Origin of the sequence: Acinetobacter sp. YH12045, assembly GCF_013419925.1 — a bacterium.
In the GTDB taxonomy this organism is placed as follows: domain Bacteria; phylum Pseudomonadota; class Gammaproteobacteria; order Pseudomonadales; family Moraxellaceae; genus Acinetobacter; species Acinetobacter amyesii.
This window is the reverse complement of sequence record NZ_VOZE01000004.1, coordinates 129455-146420: the sequence shown is the minus strand read 5'-3', so window position 1 is coordinate 146420 and position 16966 is coordinate 129455. Positions and strand designations below refer to the sequence as shown.

The window sequence follows — 16966 nt, the reverse complement described above, 5'->3', positions numbered from 1 at the left end:
TCCATATGAGCACTGTTCTAGATGGGTTTCTTATTACCAAAGAGGTTCAAAAAACCTACTGTAAGTTTCAGTTTTCAGGCACATATTCAAAGGAATCTCCTGCGTGGTAGATTTCATTATGAAAAAACATCTCGTATTTGCACCCCTCTGTCTGCTCATGCTCTCTGCCTGTACACAAAACAGTCCGCTCCTCAAAGGCCATGAAAATTATGTGGGGACTTGGCAAAACAACCACAGTGAATTAGTGATCAAATCGTCGGGCGAAGTGACGTATTACCATCAAGAACATACTGAAAAAAGTATTGCCAACCAAACCTTCAGTGGTGCTGAACAGTCGCGAATAAAAGCCCATTTGAGCAGTTTTGGGGATCAGAGCTTTAGCATCGGTCAGGATAATTTCTCTCAACAATTCACCATTCAGCGCTCGCCTTATCAAGATGATCAAGGCCATTGGAAGATGTCGATCAATGGAGAAAATTATACACGCAAATAGGACAGAGATTTGTCCACAAACCACTGTTTCATATCATTCACTAAATATAAAAAAAGCCCCTTATTAGGGGCTTTTTAGGCGATTCAGATTAGTGATCTGAAGCACCAGAGATACCAATACCAGTTTGTGAACGTACATACTGTGCATCGAATGCTTTACGCTCAGCTTGTGCTTGTGCTGAATTATCAGTCACAGAGAACAACCAGCAGCAGATGAATGCCAATGGCATTGCAAAGATAGCAGGACCATTGAATGGGTTAATTGGTGTTTCAGAGATTGCGAATGTATCTACCCAAACTGCTTTAGACAATACAATTAGAATCACAGCAGTTACTAGACCAACCACACCACCAATCACTGCACCACGCGTCGTTAATCCTTTCCAGAACATCGACAATACAAGCACTGGGAAGTTTGCACATGCAGCTACAGAGAATGCAAGACCTACCATGAATGCAACGTTTTGTTTCTCGAACAAGATACCTAAAATCATTGCGAAGATCGCAAGACCTAAAGTCGCGATTTTAGACATACGAAGTTCAGATTCAGGTGTAGTTTGACCTTTCTTGAATACGTTTGCATACAAGTCATGTGAAATTGCTGAAGCACCTGACAATGTTAGACCTGCAACTACTGCAAGAATCGTTGCGAATGCTACCGCTGAAATAAAGCCCATGAACAAGTCACCGCCCAATGCATCAGACAAGTGAACCGCTGCCATGTTGTTACCACCAACAAGTTCTAACTTGCCAGTTACCGCCATTTTCGCTACATCAAGAAATTGTGGGTTGTTCGATACATAAAGGATCGCACCAAAACCGATGATGAAAGTTAATAGGTAGAAGTAACCAATAAAGCCTGTAGCAACAACTACTGATTTACGCGCTTCTTTGGCATCTTTTACTGTGAAGAAACGCATTAAGATGTGTGGTAGACCTGCTGTACCGAACATCAATGCAAGACCTAGAGAGATCGCATCAATTGGGTTGGCTGCAAGTTTACCTGGACCCATAATGTTTGCAGCTTCAGCTAAAGATACGTCATGTACTTTAGAGAAAACTTGGATCGATTGAGTGAACATTTCAGAGAAGCTGAAGCCCACGCCTTTCATGACCATGAAGGCCATGAAGCTTGCGCCAGAAAGTAGCATCACTGCTTTAATGATCTGTACCCAAGTTGTTGCCAACATACCACCGAAGATTACATAAGCCATCATCAGTAGACCAACGATCACAACCGCAATGTTGTAGTTCAAACCGAATAGCAGTTTAATCAACTGACCTGCACCCACCATCTGTGCAATCAGGTAGAACGCTACGACCACAAGCGAGCTTACTGCTGCAAGGGTACGGACAGGTTTCTCAGCTAGACGGAATGACACCACGTCAGATAAGTTGAACTTACCTAAGTTACGCAGACGCTCAGCCACCAAGAACAATACGATGGGCCAACCCACCATAAAGCCCAATGAATACAGCAAGCCGTCAAAGCCTGAACTGAATACCATTGCGGAAATACCGAGGAACGATGCTGCTGACATATAGTCACCGGCAATCGCTAAACCATTTTGGAAACCCGAAATACCACCACCGGCAGTATAGAAGTCTGCAGTGTTAGTGGTTTGCTTCGCTGCCCATTTGGTAATAAACAAAGTCAAGCCAACAAAAATTGCGAACATGATAATCGCATGCCAGTTGGTCGCTTGTTGCTGTGCTTCACCTAAATCTGGCCCAGCCATTGCCATGCTTGACATGAGCAGAGCAGGAGCCGCTAATACTATTGCTTTCAATGAATTCCATTTCATCTTAGTGCGGTCCTTTTTCTTGAGTAATTGCTTCTACTTCACGCATTGCTTCTGCGTTTAATGCATCCAACTTGTTGTTTGCAATATACGAATAAACACCACACAGTAAGAATGACAATACAATAATGCTCAAACCTAATGGCATACCAATCGTGGTCACACCACCACTCACGGATTGCATCAAGAACTCTTTGTTATAGCCTACAAGTAGCATGAAGCCGACATAGACCACCAACATGATGATCGTCAAAGTCCAGCTCAACTTACTTTTACGGCTAACCATTTCCTTAAATTTTGGATTCTGTAGAATTTGTTCTACCTGTCTCTCATCCATAATGTTCTCCTTACGCCGAACCTTGGCGCGCAATTTTCTAATTCGAATTATTTCGAAGCTAAACTTACCAATGTTCCTTATCTCTTGTAATTTAGACTTTGGTCGTTAAATTTTGAGCAATAACCTCCCTAAGCCTATGGATGCGTTATCATTAAGCGAGAATTAATATGCTGCAGGCTCTATGAATAGTTGGCTTATCGTCGGGGTATTGGCCCTTTACATCGCATTACTCTTTGTATGTGCATTCTTTGGTGAAAAGCATGCCAGCAGGCTCAGTACTCGCGGCAGAATGCTTCTCTTTAGTCTAACTTTAGGGGTTTACTGTTCATCTTGGACGTTTTATGGCGCAACAGGTGCCGCGGTTCGTGAGGGCATTATTTTCCTGCCAATCTATCTGGGGCCACTGCTATTTGTTGCGCTCGGCTATGATATTTGGCGACGTTTAGGCCGTGTCCGTCAGCATCATGCCATTTCATCGATTGCCGACTTTGTAGCAGCACGATATGGTAAAAGTGGCCCCTTAGCGTCATTGGTCACGATCCTTGCCGTGATTGCCATTATTCCCTATTTAGCCTTGCAGCTACGTGCGATTGCCCTAAGTGCAACAGTCATTTTAGAGCCGACCGCTGGTCTGACCGGTACCACCAATAGTGTGCTGTTTTTGACTGGTGTATTGGCGATTTTGGCCATGATGTTTGGGACACGACAGATTGCCAATACTGAACAGCACGGTGGCTTAATGTTGGCTGTGGCATTTGAGTCTTTCGTCAAGCTGTTTGCACTACTTGCAGTCGCATTTTTCTTTGTTTTTGAATCACCTGAAAACATGGCGCAAATCAGCCATGACATCAACACTACCTTTAAAGATGTCCAGCTCAAAGGTGTGCCAGAAAGCTTCTGGATTCAAACTTTATTGGCTGCTTTAGCGATTATTTGTTTACCACGTCAGTTCCATGTCGCAGTAGTTGAACTGAGAGATGAAAAACATATCCGTGGTGCTCGTCGTTGGTTTGCCATTTATCTGATTTTAACCATTATCGCGATCATCCCGATTGCCAGTTGGGCACTGCATGCAGCACCAGCCTACTTGGCAATCCCCGATGTTGCTGTGCTCTCACTGCCTTTAAGTTATAACCAAGACTGGTTGACCTTACTTGCCTTTCTCGGTGGTTTTTCAGCATCGACAGGTATGCTGTTGGTGTCGTCAGTGGCTTTGTCGATTATGCTCAGTAATGACTTGATCATGCCTGCACTGTGGCGTACACGCTTATTGTCACGTCATGACAAACGCCTACCACTCGTACTGAAATTCACACGTCGTGTATGTATTTTAGCGGTCATGTTATTGGGCTTCTTGTTCTTCCATTTCTTCAATGACATTGACCAATTATCGGTATTTGGATTATTAGCCTTCAGTGCTGTGGCACAGTTTGCACCGGCGCTAATTGGTGGTTTGTATTGGCGTGGCGGAAGTAAGCAAGGTGTATATGCGGGTCTGTTGGTCGGTTTTGGCATGTGGGCTTATACCCTGTTATTACCAACCGTATTGCGTAGCTTACCTGAACAATTTAAAACATTTACCGAAAATCTTTTAAGTCAGGGTCCGCTAGGCTTGAGTTGGTTACGTCCTGAAGCACTGTTAGGGTTTGAATCTTTCGATCCACTTACCCATGGAGTAGTTTGGGCGCTCGGTTTAAATATCACCCTCTATATTTGGATTTCCCGCGTCTTCCGTCCAAGTGTTGCCGAGCAAATTCAGGCCGAAAGTTTCTTTTATTATGAAACCAAGCCGCTCCCTGCTCAAAGTACATCAAACGACATCAGCTATATTCACCACGATGTGGCGCGTCTAAAAGTAGGTGATTTGATTACCTTGGCAAAACGTATTACCGGTGAAGGCCCAACCATGCGTGCCTTCAACCAGTTCTGCGCACAAAACAATGTCGTTTTAAATGAAAATAGCAGCGCCAACGGCATGTGGTGGCGTTTTACCGAACAGTATCTTGCAGGCACCATCGGTGCGGCATCTGCCCGTACCTTACTCACCACAGCCATGGTTAATAATGGTTTAGCACTCGGTCAGGTCGCCAATATTCTTGACCAAGCCTCACAGTGGCAGCGCTTTAACCAAAACCTGATCATGACCATGATCGACCATATGACTCAAGGTGTGTCCGTGGTTGATGAAAACATGTGTTTGGTAGCATGGAATAATCAATACCTCAAACTGTTTGATTATCCAAAAGACATTGTCTATGTCGGTTGCCCAATTTCAGACTTGATTCGTTATAACGCTGAACGCGGCGAATGTGGTCCCGGTTCAGTCGAAGAGCATGTACGTAAACGCATGCATTGGATGCAGGTCGGCAGCGCACACGAATTTGAACGGATTCGTAAAGATGGTCGTGTAATTCAGATGCGTGGTAATCCGATCGAAGGCGGCGGTTTCGTGACGACCTTTGCCGATATTACCGCTTTCCGTGAAAATGAAGCCTTGCTTGAAGGCCGTGTGCAAGATCGTACCCAACAGTTGGCAGACGCCCTGTCTGAACAACAATTGGCACGTGAGCAAGCCGATAAAGCCAATATGTCGAAAAGCCGCTTTATCGCTGCTGCAAGCCATGACTTATTGCAACCGATGCATGCTGCACGTCTGTTTAGTACAGCCCTCGAGCAAAGCGTACAAAATGATGATGATCGTAAAACGCTTCAGCAACTAGATCGTGCATTGCATGGTGCGGAAAGTATGCTCTCTGCCCTCTTGGACATTGCACGACTCGAAGGTGGAACCATTCAACCGAAACGTCAGCCTTATCCACTACATGACTTACTCAGCGACCTTGAACTGCAATTTAAATCGATTGCAGCACAGCGTAATATCAAACTGACCGTACACGATGCTCAGTTCTGGATTGACACCGACCCACAGTGGATTCGTCGTATTATCCAAAACTTCGTCAGCAATGCCCTACGCTATACAGCGCGTGGTCGTGTTGTGGTGGGTGTGCTACGTTCAGCACGTCTGGGGCATATTCGTATTGGCGTTTGGGATACAGGTCCTGGGATCGCGGAAGAACAGCGCATTAAGTTGTTCCAAGAGTTCGAACGCTGTGGACACACCTCTCCATGGGGCGAACAGGGTCTAGGTTTAGGTTTAGCCATCGTGCAACGGATGACCAGCCTACTCGACTATCCTGTGCATGTGTTCTCAGAACTTGGTCATGGTTCGTGCTTTATGATTGAAGTACCGGTGGTCGCTGCGCCAAAAGTGGTCGCTGCACCGACCCAAGCGGTTCCGCTGAAAACCAAAGCCTATAAGATTCTGTGCTTAGACAATGATGAAACGATTTTGGAAGGTATGTCGACCTTACTGACCAAATGGGGCTATCAAGTCTTTAAGGCCACTGAACCTGAACAGGCCATGGAGTTAATTCAACAAGAAAATATTCAAGTTTGGTTGGTTGACCAACACTTAAATAATAATAAGATCGGTCTCGACTTTATTTTAGATAACCGTCAGGAAAATGTCCCTGTGGCACTGATTACTGCAGATTCTGATCCTGAACTACCGCAACGTCTAAAAGAGTTAAACATCGTCTTACTGAAAAAACCGTTGAAACCGGCTTCACTCCGTTCATGGTTATCTGGTTTGAAGATTTCAAATCAGTAGCGCTGTTACAGGACATCTCTCTGTGAAAAATAGCCCATTTCATTCACATGAAATGGGCTTTTGTTTACCTTACTTTTACTTAAACTTACCTAACTGGCAAAAAAATTTGTCTCAGCGGCAAGATCATTCAAAATAGCCCCAATATTTCGTCTATTTATTAGCCATAAATATCAAATTTTGATTGCCTATGGCAAAAGATATCGAATGCATGAGTGAACACTTGTACACTTAGTTACAATTAAAAATTTATTTGATTTAAATCAGATTTTTACAAGCAAAAATAAAAACTAAAACTTTAGTCTTATATTTAGCTGCCGCCGTTCGTTTTAAAAATATTCATAAGAAGTTGATCAGTTTCAAGCCAATTCAAGAAGCGTCATAACTCAACACTTGAGAAGCTGATCTCCCCCGCATATTAGGAGTGATCTTGTGAATATTTCAGAAACAATGCCGCATGGTTTTGATCAAAATCTACAGTTTCATCGTCAGTATGGTGCCAATGCCATTTTGCCAGAGATCGATTGGCGTCAATTATTTAAGTTCAGCAAATTAAGTGATGTGCAAGTCGAAGCGCTAGAAACGCTCTATCGCAGTGCCGTTCCTCTTGCGTTACAGGTATTTGACGAACTGAATTTTGATGTCTTTGCACCGAATGCTTACAAACCCCAAGGCCTTGGCTTATTCGATCGACTGGCAGAACAAGAAGATCTACTGCTGCAAAATTTAGAAGCAGAATCCAATTGCTTAGGTTTGGACACCCGTCATCAGATTTGGAGCATGCTACTGCGCGGCGGTGCGGTATTGGTGTTCAAAGCTTGGCTCGGTAAAGTCAAAACCGACAAAAACCAGCTGGATAAAACACAGTTTGATGAATTATCTGATTTACTGTTTATTAAAACAGCGCCATTTGAATTGGCACAACGTTTAAATGTCGATGCCAACTCCAAGCAAGACCATATCTTCCTGATGTATGATAATGATGTTTATCTGGACCGTTTTAACAGCTTAGAAACTGCAGCCCTATTTGTGGATTTGGGTGTTTATGATGCTGCCTTTTTGAGTTTACGTGATGACCGTGTCGCGGATTATCTCAAAGCGCGCGGCTATGTGTCCGATGAACAAATTGATGAGCTGCAATGTGCGCTCAACCCTTTGTACTGTACCGATCTGACGCCTAAGCAAGACTATATTGCTTAAGTTGAAGTGGTTTGTTTAAGTCATTGTTAAGTTGCATTGCTCTATTGCTTTTAAACCACATGTAAAGGCCTAACAGCATTTACAACGAAATGATCTAGCGCCAGCATTAGTGCTTAAACAGAAAAAAAAGACCTCCATCTTGGAGGTCTTTTTTATGGAAAAAATCCTTAGATTTTCTTTTCTTCAATATTCAGTGCATTAATTGCCAATACAGCTTGGGTTCGGTTTTGTACGCCCAACTTACGGAAAATTGCCGTTACATGCGCTTTAATAGTTGCTTCAGACACATCCAACTCATAGGCAATTTGCTTATTCAACAAACCTTCTGCCACCATCATTAACACACGGAATTGTTGCGGTGTTAAAGACTGAATACGTTCTGCCAATGCTGTTTCATCTGCAGCACGTGGATCAAAGTTCATATTGGCTGGTAAATTTGGTGGCAACCAAATCTCGCCTTCTAAGACTTGACGAATCGCTTCACCAATGTGACTTGGATGCGCAGATTTTGGAATATAACCCATCGCGCCATGTGCAATCGCACGTTGAATAATCGACGCTTCTTCATGCGCAGAGACCACAATGATTGGAATCGATGGATATTGTGCGCGTATATGCACCAAGGCAGAAAAGCCTGAAGCACCCGGCAAGTTTAAATCCAATAACACAAGATCAGGCTCAGGGCCATTTTCAAGACGTTCATAGCATTCATTGACTGCTGCAGTCTCATGAATTTGCGCCTGAGGCAAACTATAACGAACCGCCTGAATTAAAGCATGACGAAACAGCGGGTGATCATCAACGATTAAAATATTCATAAGCAACGTGAGAGATCTTGTGCACAATGACCCTATTCTAACCACACATGCTATGTGAAGGATATGCAAGAACTTATTTTTTTGCATTTAAAATGTAGATTTTTCGCTTAAAATGCGTCTTTTTTCGCATTTTCTATAAATCTTTAAATCTAATCATATTTTCATATAAATTTTATCAACATAGTAAAAATGCTTATATCTAAGCATTATATGTTGAAATATCAACAGTTTAAAATTTGATATTTCACGAATCTTGTGGTTTTTCCAACATATCTAAAAATCAGATAACTTTTCTGATTTTCGTTATTTTACAGTGATCCACCCATCGGGATTAATAAAAGGCATTCCGAGAAACCACACTTTTAGGTTTAAAAAATGTCTCAAGTTAATCTACAAAAACCCCTGAATATTGTTGCTGTATCAGGTGGCCTAAACAATCCATCTAAAACCGAAGCTCTGGTACAAGCCATTGTTGATGAGCTCGGTGATGCGACTCCAATCAATGTGCATTTTATTAAGTTTAGCGAAATTGGCAACTTATTAGGTGGGGCAATTTACCGTAACCAATTACCACAACGTGTACAAGATGACCTTGCTGCTGTTGAAGCTGCTGATGCACTGATTGTTGGAACGCCAGTTTACCGTGCTTCATTTACAGGTCTGTTTAAACACTTCTTTGACTTTGTCGAACAAACTGCATTGGTCGATGTTCCTGTCTTGCTTGCAGCTTCAGGTGGTTCTGAACGCCATGCTTTAGTGCTTGAACATCAATTGCGTCCATTGTTCAGTTTCTTCCAAGCGCAAACATTACCAATCGGAGTCTATGCAACAGACCGTGATTTCACCCCTGAATATACCATTCATAGTGAATTACTCCGTGACCGCATTACTTTAGCCGTAGCACGTGCGCTGCCGATTTTGGAATGGGCTCCAGCCAAAGGTCAGCGTGCTGAAGTGGTGAAAGCCAAGTCTCAACAAGCCAACCAAAACTTGGGCATTAATAAGCAAATCGAGCAAGAAGAAGTCCTTCCTTCTGCAGCTGTTCCAAGTTTGGATGCCGCTGAAGCTCGACTGCATAGTAAAAAGCCAAAAACGCAAGTGGCCTAAACACCACAGCATAACAATTCGATCCCGAGGGTTTGCAAAATGTCAGTACAAGAAAAAAACATTACATTTGCGTATTGGGTACCAAACGTCAGTGGTGGTTTGGTGGTCAGTAATATTGAACAGCGTACCGATTGGAGCTATGACTATAACGTGCGTTTGGCACGAGCTGCAGAAAAAAATGGCTTTGATTATGCGCTGACTCAAATTCGTTTTACCGCAGGCTATAACGCGGAAAATCAACACGAATCAGTTAGCTTCAGTCATGGTATTTTGGCCAAGACTGAAAAGCTCAAAGTCATTGCAGCGATTTTACCCGGCCCTTGGAAACCGGCTCTGGCTGCGAAACAATTGGCGACCATCGATCATCTTACCAATGGCCGTATCGCAATCAATGTTGTGAGTGGCTGGTTCCGTGGTGAGTTTGATGCGATTGGTGAAGAATGGCCCGAGCATGATCAACGCTATGCGCGCTCTGAAGAGTTCATTCGTAGCCTAAAAGGTGTTTGGACGCAGGATAACTTTAGCTTTGATGGTAAATACTATCAATTTAAAGACTACACCCTATCTCCGAAACCGGTACAAAAACCGCATATTGAAATCTTCCAAGGTGGCAGTTCACGTGCAGCACGTGACATGGCATCACGTGTTTCCGATTGGTACTTCACCAACGGCAATACCCCTGCTGAGTTGAAAAAGCAGATCGATGATATTCGTGAAAAAGCCAAAGCTAACAACCATCAGGTCAAAATCGGGGTGAATGCCTTCATTATTGCCCGAGATACGGAGGAAGAAGCCCAAGCGGTGCTTCAAGCTATTATCGACAATGCCAATACCGAAGCGGTCAATGCTTTTGGCGATGCAACTCGTGAAGCAGGTGCATCCACAAAAGAAGGCGAAGGTAACTGGGCAAAATCTACTTTTGAAGATTTGGTTCAATACAACGACGGCTTTAAAACCAATCTGATTGGCACGCCACAACAAATTGCCGAACGCATTGTGGAACTCAAAAGTGTAGGTGTCGATTTGGTTCTCTCAGGTTTTCTCCACTTCATTGAAGAAGTGGAATACTTTGGCGAAAAAGTGTTGCCACTGGTTCGTGAACTGGAAGCTCAACAGCAGCAAGTTGTGCAGGCTAAATCAGCATAATTGTTGATGCAGTCACAGCTCATGTAATCAGCATAATAATCACAACCGGCTCACTTCACTTTCCTCCCCTAAGGCTCGGCTTAGGGGATTTTTTATCTCGAGTACCATTTAAAAACATGCTCTGATTCTAGAAAATGAGCTAATCTATAGACAAAGAAAAAGCCCGACATCCTGTCGGGCTTTTTCTATATGGATACTTAAGCATGACTCCTGTCTTGCTTCACAGTCCTGATGGTGAACACTTTGTTATTGTTTTATGTTCCGGAACGTCCTGTTCCTGTATAAGTTAATCTTAGGTAAAATTTAAAAGCGCGCATAGCGTCTAAAAACTTCGTTACTTGTACGCTTAAGCTGACAGGATTGTGCGCAATCGGTTAAGTTAAACCATAGATATTATATGGTTTTTTATAGAAATCGATTTTTTAGATAATTTCATTACCAATAGATACCCCCGTAATTCTGGTGATATTTCCAACAAAAACGAGGCAATAAACATGCAACTTGTTTGGTTTCGACAAGATTTAAGACGACATGACCATAGCGCACTGTGGCAGGCGACACAGTCTGGTCAAACGGTTGCATTTATTGCGCTTTCTCCTGAACAATGGGCAAGGCATGATGATGCCCCTATTAAAATCCATCGCTATCTTGCCCAACTGGAACTTTTGCGACAGCAATTGGCTGAACTAAATATTCCACTGATTATTCAGCATATTCCCTATTGGTCAGACATCGCCACTGAGCTATTAACCCTATGTACTCAGCTCAATATACACACTGTTCATGCACATATTGAACATGGTGTGAATGAACTTAAACGAGATCGCGAAGTACAACAGTTATTAGAACAGCAGCACATCTCTGTTGAGCTGTACCATGACCGCACCCTGTTTCCTGTTGGCAGTATTCGCAATCAATCTGGACATCCTTATCAAGTTTTCGGTGCATTTAAGAAAAATTGCTACGAAAAATTGAGCATCAGTCTGCCTACTTGTTATCCCGCTATTGAAGCCCAAGCGGCTCTCGAACCGCATCCGCTGTGGCAAAATCAATTTGATTTAACTCCTTTTTATCCCACATCGCTGTTAGCTACTCAAATCGAGCTTTGGCCGATTGGAGAAGATCACGCACTACAGTGCTTAGATGAATTTATTGAACAACATCTGCATCGTTATGCTGATGATCGGGACTTTCCTGCGCTCAATGGAACCAGTCGAATTGGCATGTATTTAAACTTGGGTATCTTGTCTATTCGCCAATGTCTGCAAGCCCTGTTTCGTGAACAAGGCGGCTATTTCCAGATCGACCACAGAGGACAACAAACTTGGCTCGATGAGCTGCTTTGGCGTGAATTTTACCAGCACATTTTATTTGACTACCCGCAAGTTTCTCAGCACCAGCCGTTTCAAACCAAAACCTTAAAAATAAAATGGCGCCATGCACCACAAGACTTTGCTGCGTGGCAATACGGCCAGACGGGCATTCCGATCGTCGATGCAGGGATGCGTCAACTACTGGCTACGGGTTGGATGCATAATCGGGTGCGGATGATTTGTGCCATGTTCCTCAGTAAGAATCTACTGATCGATTGGCGGTTGGGGGAGCAATGGTTTATGCAGCACCTTGTCGATGGTGACTTAGCAGCCAATAATGGCGGTTGGCAATGGTGCGCCTCGACGGGTACAGATGCTGTACCTTATTTTCGGATTTTTAACCCGATCAGCCAATCTCAGAAATTTGATCCGAACGGGGATTATTTACGTCAATGGCTACCTGAACTCGCAGATTTGGATGCCAAACAAATTCACCAACCCTTTGCCAAAAATCCTCAACTGGAATTGAACTACCCTCAGCAGATCGTTGACTTAAAACAGTCTCGCCTAGCGGCAATTGAAACATTCCGAGCAATGTAGATATTGCCAAGATCGAACTGCGACAGATCAAAACGCCGTACTGAAATGATCACTGTAAAGCATAGCCGAGCGTTCGTTTTGTCCCTACAATACAGAAAACGCAAATCATTTTAGAGACGCTCCCATGTATACAGGCATCGTGCAAGGTTTAGAAAAAGTCTTAGAGATTCGTCAAGGTAATGGCTTCACAACCTTGGTGATTTCAAATCATCAGAATTTTTTTCATGATGTCTTTATCGGGGCAAGTGTGGCGATTAATGGCGTGTGTTTAACGGCTACACATATTGATTTGGCAGCCAACCAAGTGCATTTTGATGTCTCTGAATTGACCAATCAACTCACCACGCTAAAAGCGCTCAAAGCTGGTGATGAGGTCAACGTCGAACGCTCAGCCAAAGTTGGGGCAGAAAATGGTGGTCATAATCTGTATGGTCATATCGAAGGCACAGCCACGATCAAAAACTTAGAACATCGTGGGGAAACCTTTCATCTCGATATTCACATTCCGGCAGGCAATATTAAATATTTCTTTCTCAAAGGTTTTATTGGACTCAATGGTTGCAGTTTGACTGTGAACCGTGTTGATCGTGCCAATAGTGAAATTTCAATCGATCTTATTCCTGAAACACTGCGCCTCACTACATGGAAAAATGTCCAAGTCGGTGATGCCGTGAATTATGAAATTGATCAAACAACGCGAACCTTAGTCGATACCTTAGAAAATATTCATCAGCGTTAAAATCGACTAAATGCACGTTGCAAAAAAGCCTCCAAAACGGAGGCTTTTTTATTGGCTCATTTGCAATATACGTTTAAGAATAAAAACTTGGATCTGGCACTTTGGCTGTGAGCACCCATTCACCGACCTCCTGATATTTATAATCAATCGGATCGTGTAAGGTCTGGGTACGTACATTGCGCCAGAAGCGGTCTAAATTCAGTTTGGCCGTCGTGGCACGTGCGCCCATCACTTGGAAAATATTTTGCGTAATGTATAGCGAGCTATTGGTGGCTGCGATTTTGGCAGTTGCAATCGCAATAGAGACTTCTCCACGTTGTTCCGCCGTCAAAGCTTCACCAATCTCCCAAGCCCATTGCAAACGCTGAACAGCTTTATCTGCCAATAAACGTACACTTTCTAATTGCACATAAAACTCAGCAAAATGCTTTTGAATAAATGGGTCATTCACTGCATTTTCAACCAATGATTTTGACCATGCTTTTTGGTTTTGAACCGTCTGTTTTGCTGTTTCAAAAGCCCCTTCTGCCACCCCTAAAAACATATGCACAAAGATCAACTGTGCAATCAAAGGACGTAAGCTTGAATACGGTGTACTCAAAGGCCCCGGGTTCAGTAGTAATTCATCTTTGGAAATTTTAACTTGTTCAAAATGGCTACTTCCACTGTCGGTTTGACGTTGTCCCATATTGTCCCAATCGCCGACAAAACTGACGCCTTCACGTGCTGTAGGAATCACCCCGATCAATAATTTTCCATCTTCATTGAAGCCAGAACACAGCAAAATGTCGGAATCCATGGAACCCGAACAAAAACTTTTATCGCCATGAAAAACATATTCATGTTCAGACAGTTGCGTCGCTGTAGTACGACGGTCCAAAGGGTTTAAGGTATTACCCCAAAATAAATGCTCACGTGCAGTCTGTTCAAACCACGGGCCATATTGCTCTGGCTGCGCGAACAACTGTACCGTTGCAATCAATAAATGATGGAAACCATAAACATGCGCCAATGAGCTATCCACTTGAGCAATGGTTTGAATGGTTTTAAAAATCGTCAGCCAATCTGCACCCTGTCCACCGTATTGTTTTCCAATGGAAAGTGCAAGCAAACCACTTTGACGAATCAAATCACGTTCAGCTTTGGGATTTCCCCCCTGCTTATCACGCTGAGCAGCCGTCGTGGCAAATTCTGCCGCCAGTTTTTTGGCAATATCGATCGGATCTTGAGTCAATGGAGTTGAAGCGTTCATATGTCTGTCTGATTATTCTGTTACCGTTTTAGCTTAACAAAGTAGAGGCATTCAGCTTATCTCAATGCCTGCAGTCTATATCTGTAAAATCTATATCTAATGAAATCTAAGTCACCAAGATTCAGGCGACTTATAATTTGATCATTTTATACGTCGTATTTAGGATGGATAAAATGCATCATGAACGTCCCTTCATCCTAATCAACTTTTATAGGAGAAAGGACGTTCATTATTGCTTTAATAATCCTTCATATAAGCCATAGTGAACTTTCATCAGAACGTGATCACTCACGCTCAAATTGTTCTTATGACTTCGGATAAACCGTAGCAATCAAATGTTCAACCACTTGAGGTTCTGCCAAGGTCGAGGTATCACCTAAAGAGTCCAACTCATTAGCCGCAATTTTTCTTAAAATACGGCGCATGATTTTACCAGAACGGGTTTTCGGTAAGGCCGGCGCCCAATGCAATGCATCTGGCGTTGCCACTGGTCCAAGGACTTTGCGTACCCAAGCCACCAGTTCCTGACGTAACTCATCCGTCTCAGCTGTCCCTGCTTGTAGGGTGACAAAGGCGCAAATCCCCTGTCCTTTAATATCATGCGGCATACCCACCACCGCAGACTCTGCCACAGCATCATGTGCAACCAACGCACTTTCAATTTCAGCCGTTCCCAATCGGTGTCCTGAAACGTTCAAGACGTCATCCACACGACCCGTAATCCAATAATAGCCAGACTCGTCACGACGTGCGCCATCACCTGTAAAATACGTCCCCGGATAAGTGGAGAAATAGGCTTCAATAAAGCGCTCAGGATCACCCCAAATGGTTCGCATTTGTCCCGGCCAAGAATCCTTAATCACCAAATTGCCTTCTACGGCACCTTCAAGCTCATTGCCTTCAGCATCGACAATCGCAGGTTGTACACCAAAGAATGGACGCGTCGCTGAACCCGGTTTTAAATCGGTTGCTCCCGGCAATGGCGTAATCATGAAACCACCCGTCTCTGTTTGCCACCATGTATCCACCACTGGGCAGCGGCTTTCACCTACCACGGTGTAGTACCAATTCCATGCCTCTGGGTTAATGGGTTCACCCACCGAACCTAGTAAACGCAGACTACTGCGGTCACTTTCTCGGACAAAGGCATCCCCTTCTCGCATCATGGCGCGAATTGCAGTCGGTGCCGTATATAAAATAGTGACGTTGTGTTTATCAACAATATGTCCGGTCCGAGCCCAACTTGGATATTGTGGTACACCTTCAAACATCACGGTCGTGGTGCCATTCGACAATGGCCCATACAACACATAAGAATGTCCTGTAATCCAACCAACATCGGCAGTACACCAAAACACATCATCTTGTTTTAAGTCAAAAACTTCACGGAAGGTACAATTCACATAGGTTAAATAGCCGCCTGTGGTATGCAATACACCTTTCGGTTTTCCTGTCGAACCTGATGTATACAAAATAAATAGCGGGTCCTCGGCATTCATGGGTTCAGGTGGACAAATATCATTGACCGACATGATTTCCATGTGATACCACAGGTCACGATCTGCTTTCATTTCGATCGGGTTACCTGTACGGTGCACCACAATGACATTTTGAACCGAAGATGTGCCTTCAATGTCGAGTGCAAGATCGACATTTTCTTTGAGTGGAATGGGCTTGCCACCACGCATCCCACAATCCGCAGTAATCACGACTTTCGCCTGACTATCATCGATACGACTTGCCAATGAGTCTGGTGAGAACCCGCCAAAAACCACACAGTGTACTGCTCCAATTCGGGTACAGGCCAACATAGCAATAGCCGCTTCGGGCACCATTGGCATATACAGCACCACACGGTCGCCTTTGCCCACGCCATGTTTTTTCAGCACATTGGCAAAACGGCAGGTTTCATCATGCAGTTCTTCAAAAGAAATGATTTTATGCCGTGAAGGATGATCACCTTCCCAAATAATGGCCGGTTTATGTGGATGTTCTTTTAAATGTCGATCGAGACAGTTAGCACTGACATTCAGTTCACCATCAGCAAACCACTCGATCTTGAAATCATCTTGCTTAAAGTTAGTATTTTTAACTTGGGTAAACGGTTTGATCCAATCGATCTTTTGCGCTTGCTCCGCCCAAAACTCATCTGGTTGTTCAATCGATTTTTGATAACGCTCAAAGTACTCCGACTCGTTGATGCGTGCGGTTTTTTTGAAACTTTCAGGTACTGGATAGATCTCTTTCATATTGTATTTTCCTTGATCTGATTCATCTCATCACGAGATGCCATGCCACATTTCTACTTTTATAATTCCTGCATCACAGCAGTATGACGATTAATTTTTAATCGCAGCAATCATGCTTTGGTCGTATTATTCTTTCCCATTTAAAGCACATCTATAAGCAAAATTTCAACAAAAACATGTTTTAATTCAGTATCTGACCGGTCCAATTAAACCTATACTGCAAAGGTAATTTTACTCAGCATTC

Annotated in this window: 12 protein-coding genes; 7 read left to right on the top strand and 5 right to left on the bottom strand. The window is 43.5% G+C overall.

The genetic code is table 11. The annotated features are described in order from the left end of the window. Positions 1-118: 118 nt before the first annotated feature. Positions 119-493, top strand: a complete 375-nt coding sequence (locus FTU02_RS07265) for a hypothetical protein (protein WP_180008801.1) — start codon at positions 119-121, stop codon at positions 491-493. Between the two features lie 88 nt (positions 494-581). On the opposite strand, the gene FTU02_RS07260 is transcribed toward FTU02_RS07265, so the two are convergent. Together FTU02_RS07260 and FTU02_RS07255 are read right to left on the bottom strand one after the other, a co-directional pair. Further along, positions 582-2297, bottom strand: coding sequence for a cation acetate symporter (locus FTU02_RS07260; protein WP_180156517.1), 1716 nt, complete (start codon positions 2295-2297; stop codon positions 582-584). Position 2298: 1 nt separating this feature from the next. Continuing rightward, positions 2299-2631, bottom strand: a complete 333-nt coding sequence (locus FTU02_RS07255) for a DUF485 domain-containing protein (protein ID WP_078193192.1) — start codon at positions 2629-2631, stop codon at positions 2299-2301. A 181-nt stretch (positions 2632-2812) separates the two neighbouring features. On the opposite strand from FTU02_RS07255, the gene FTU02_RS07250 reads away from it, so the two are divergent. Both FTU02_RS07250 and FTU02_RS07245 read left to right on the top strand, forming a co-directional pair. After that, a complete protein-coding gene (locus FTU02_RS07250; protein WP_180156515.1) occupies positions 2813-6301 on the top strand; it encodes a PAS domain-containing hybrid sensor histidine kinase/response regulator in 3489 nt (1162 codons plus the stop codon). A gap of 447 nt (positions 6302-6748) precedes the next feature. Then, positions 6749-7498, top strand: a complete 750-nt coding sequence (locus tag FTU02_RS07245) for a hypothetical protein (protein WP_218956179.1) — start codon at positions 6749-6751, stop codon at positions 7496-7498. Between the two features lie 167 nt (positions 7499-7665). Here FTU02_RS07245 and FTU02_RS07240 read toward each other — a convergent pair whose 3' ends face one another. Continuing rightward, positions 7666-8316, bottom strand: a complete 651-nt coding sequence (locus tag FTU02_RS07240) for a response regulator transcription factor (protein WP_078190543.1) — start codon at positions 8314-8316, stop codon at positions 7666-7668. Positions 8317-8691: 375 nt separating this feature from the next. On the opposite strand from FTU02_RS07240, the gene msuE reads away from it, so the two are divergent. From msuE to FTU02_RS07220, 4 genes are all read left to right on the top strand, one after another. Next, the gene (gene msuE, locus FTU02_RS07235) at positions 8692-9423 is read left to right on the top strand and encodes an FMN reductase (protein ID WP_078190544.1); all 732 of its coding nucleotides are present in this window, start codon (positions 8692-8694) and stop codon (positions 9421-9423) included. A 39-nt stretch (positions 9424-9462) separates the two neighbouring features. Then, positions 9463-10569: a dimethylsulfone monooxygenase SfnG gene (sfnG, locus tag FTU02_RS07230; RefSeq protein ID WP_180156511.1), complete on the top strand. Its 1107-nt coding sequence runs from the start codon at positions 9463-9465 to the stop codon at positions 10567-10569. 494 nt (positions 10570-11063) lie between these two features. Continuing rightward, entirely contained in the window at positions 11064-12482 is a 1419-nt protein-coding gene (locus FTU02_RS07225) for a deoxyribodipyrimidine photo-lyase (RefSeq protein WP_180156509.1), read from the top strand. Positions 12483-12606: 124 nt separating this feature from the next. Beyond that, positions 12607-13221, top strand: a complete 615-nt coding sequence (locus FTU02_RS07220; protein ID WP_180156507.1) for a riboflavin synthase subunit alpha — start codon at positions 12607-12609, stop codon at positions 13219-13221. A 73-nt stretch (positions 13222-13294) separates the two neighbouring features. On the opposite strand, the gene FTU02_RS07215 is transcribed toward FTU02_RS07220, so the two are convergent. Further along, positions 13295-14473, bottom strand: coding sequence for an acyl-CoA dehydrogenase family protein (locus FTU02_RS07215; protein WP_180156505.1), 1179 nt, complete (start codon positions 14471-14473; stop codon positions 13295-13297). Positions 14474-14778: 305 nt separating this feature from the next. Further along, a complete protein-coding gene (acs, locus tag FTU02_RS07210) occupies positions 14779-16722 on the bottom strand; it encodes an acetate--CoA ligase (protein WP_180022761.1) in 1944 nt (647 codons plus the stop codon). Positions 16723-16966 lie beyond the last annotated feature (244 nt).

Coding starts and splice junctions, on each gene's coding strand:
- FTU02_RS07250 (WP_180156515.1), top strand. CDS start 2,813: ATGAATAGTTGGCTTATCGTCGGGGTATTGGCCCTTTACATCGCATTA.
- sfnG (WP_180156511.1), top strand. CDS start 9,463: ATGTCAGTACAAGAAAAAAACATTACATTTGCGTATTGGGTACCAAAC.
- FTU02_RS07260 (WP_180156517.1), bottom strand. CDS start 2,297: ATGAAATGGAATTCATTGAAAGCAATAGTATTAGCGGCTCCTGCTCTG.
- acs (WP_180022761.1), bottom strand. CDS start 16,722: ATGAAAGAGATCTATCCAGTACCTGAAAGTTTCAAAAAAACCGCACGC.
- FTU02_RS07220 (WP_180156507.1), top strand. CDS start 12,607: ATGTATACAGGCATCGTGCAAGGTTTAGAAAAAGTCTTAGAGATTCGT.
- FTU02_RS07215 (WP_180156505.1), bottom strand. CDS start 14,473: ATGAACGCTTCAACTCCATTGACTCAAGATCCGATCGATATTGCCAAA.
- msuE (WP_078190544.1), top strand. CDS start 8,692: ATGTCTCAAGTTAATCTACAAAAACCCCTGAATATTGTTGCTGTATCA.
- FTU02_RS07245 (WP_218956179.1), top strand. CDS start 6,749: ATGCCGCATGGTTTTGATCAAAATCTACAGTTTCATCGTCAGTATGGT.
- FTU02_RS07265 (WP_180008801.1), top strand. CDS start 119: ATGAAAAAACATCTCGTATTTGCACCCCTCTGTCTGCTCATGCTCTCT.
- FTU02_RS07240 (WP_078190543.1), bottom strand. CDS start 8,316: ATGAATATTTTAATCGTTGATGATCACCCGCTGTTTCGTCATGCTTTA.
- FTU02_RS07255 (WP_078193192.1), bottom strand. CDS start 2,631: ATGGATGAGAGACAGGTAGAACAAATTCTACAGAATCCAAAATTTAAG.
- FTU02_RS07225 (WP_180156509.1), top strand. CDS start 11,064: ATGCAACTTGTTTGGTTTCGACAAGATTTAAGACGACATGACCATAGC.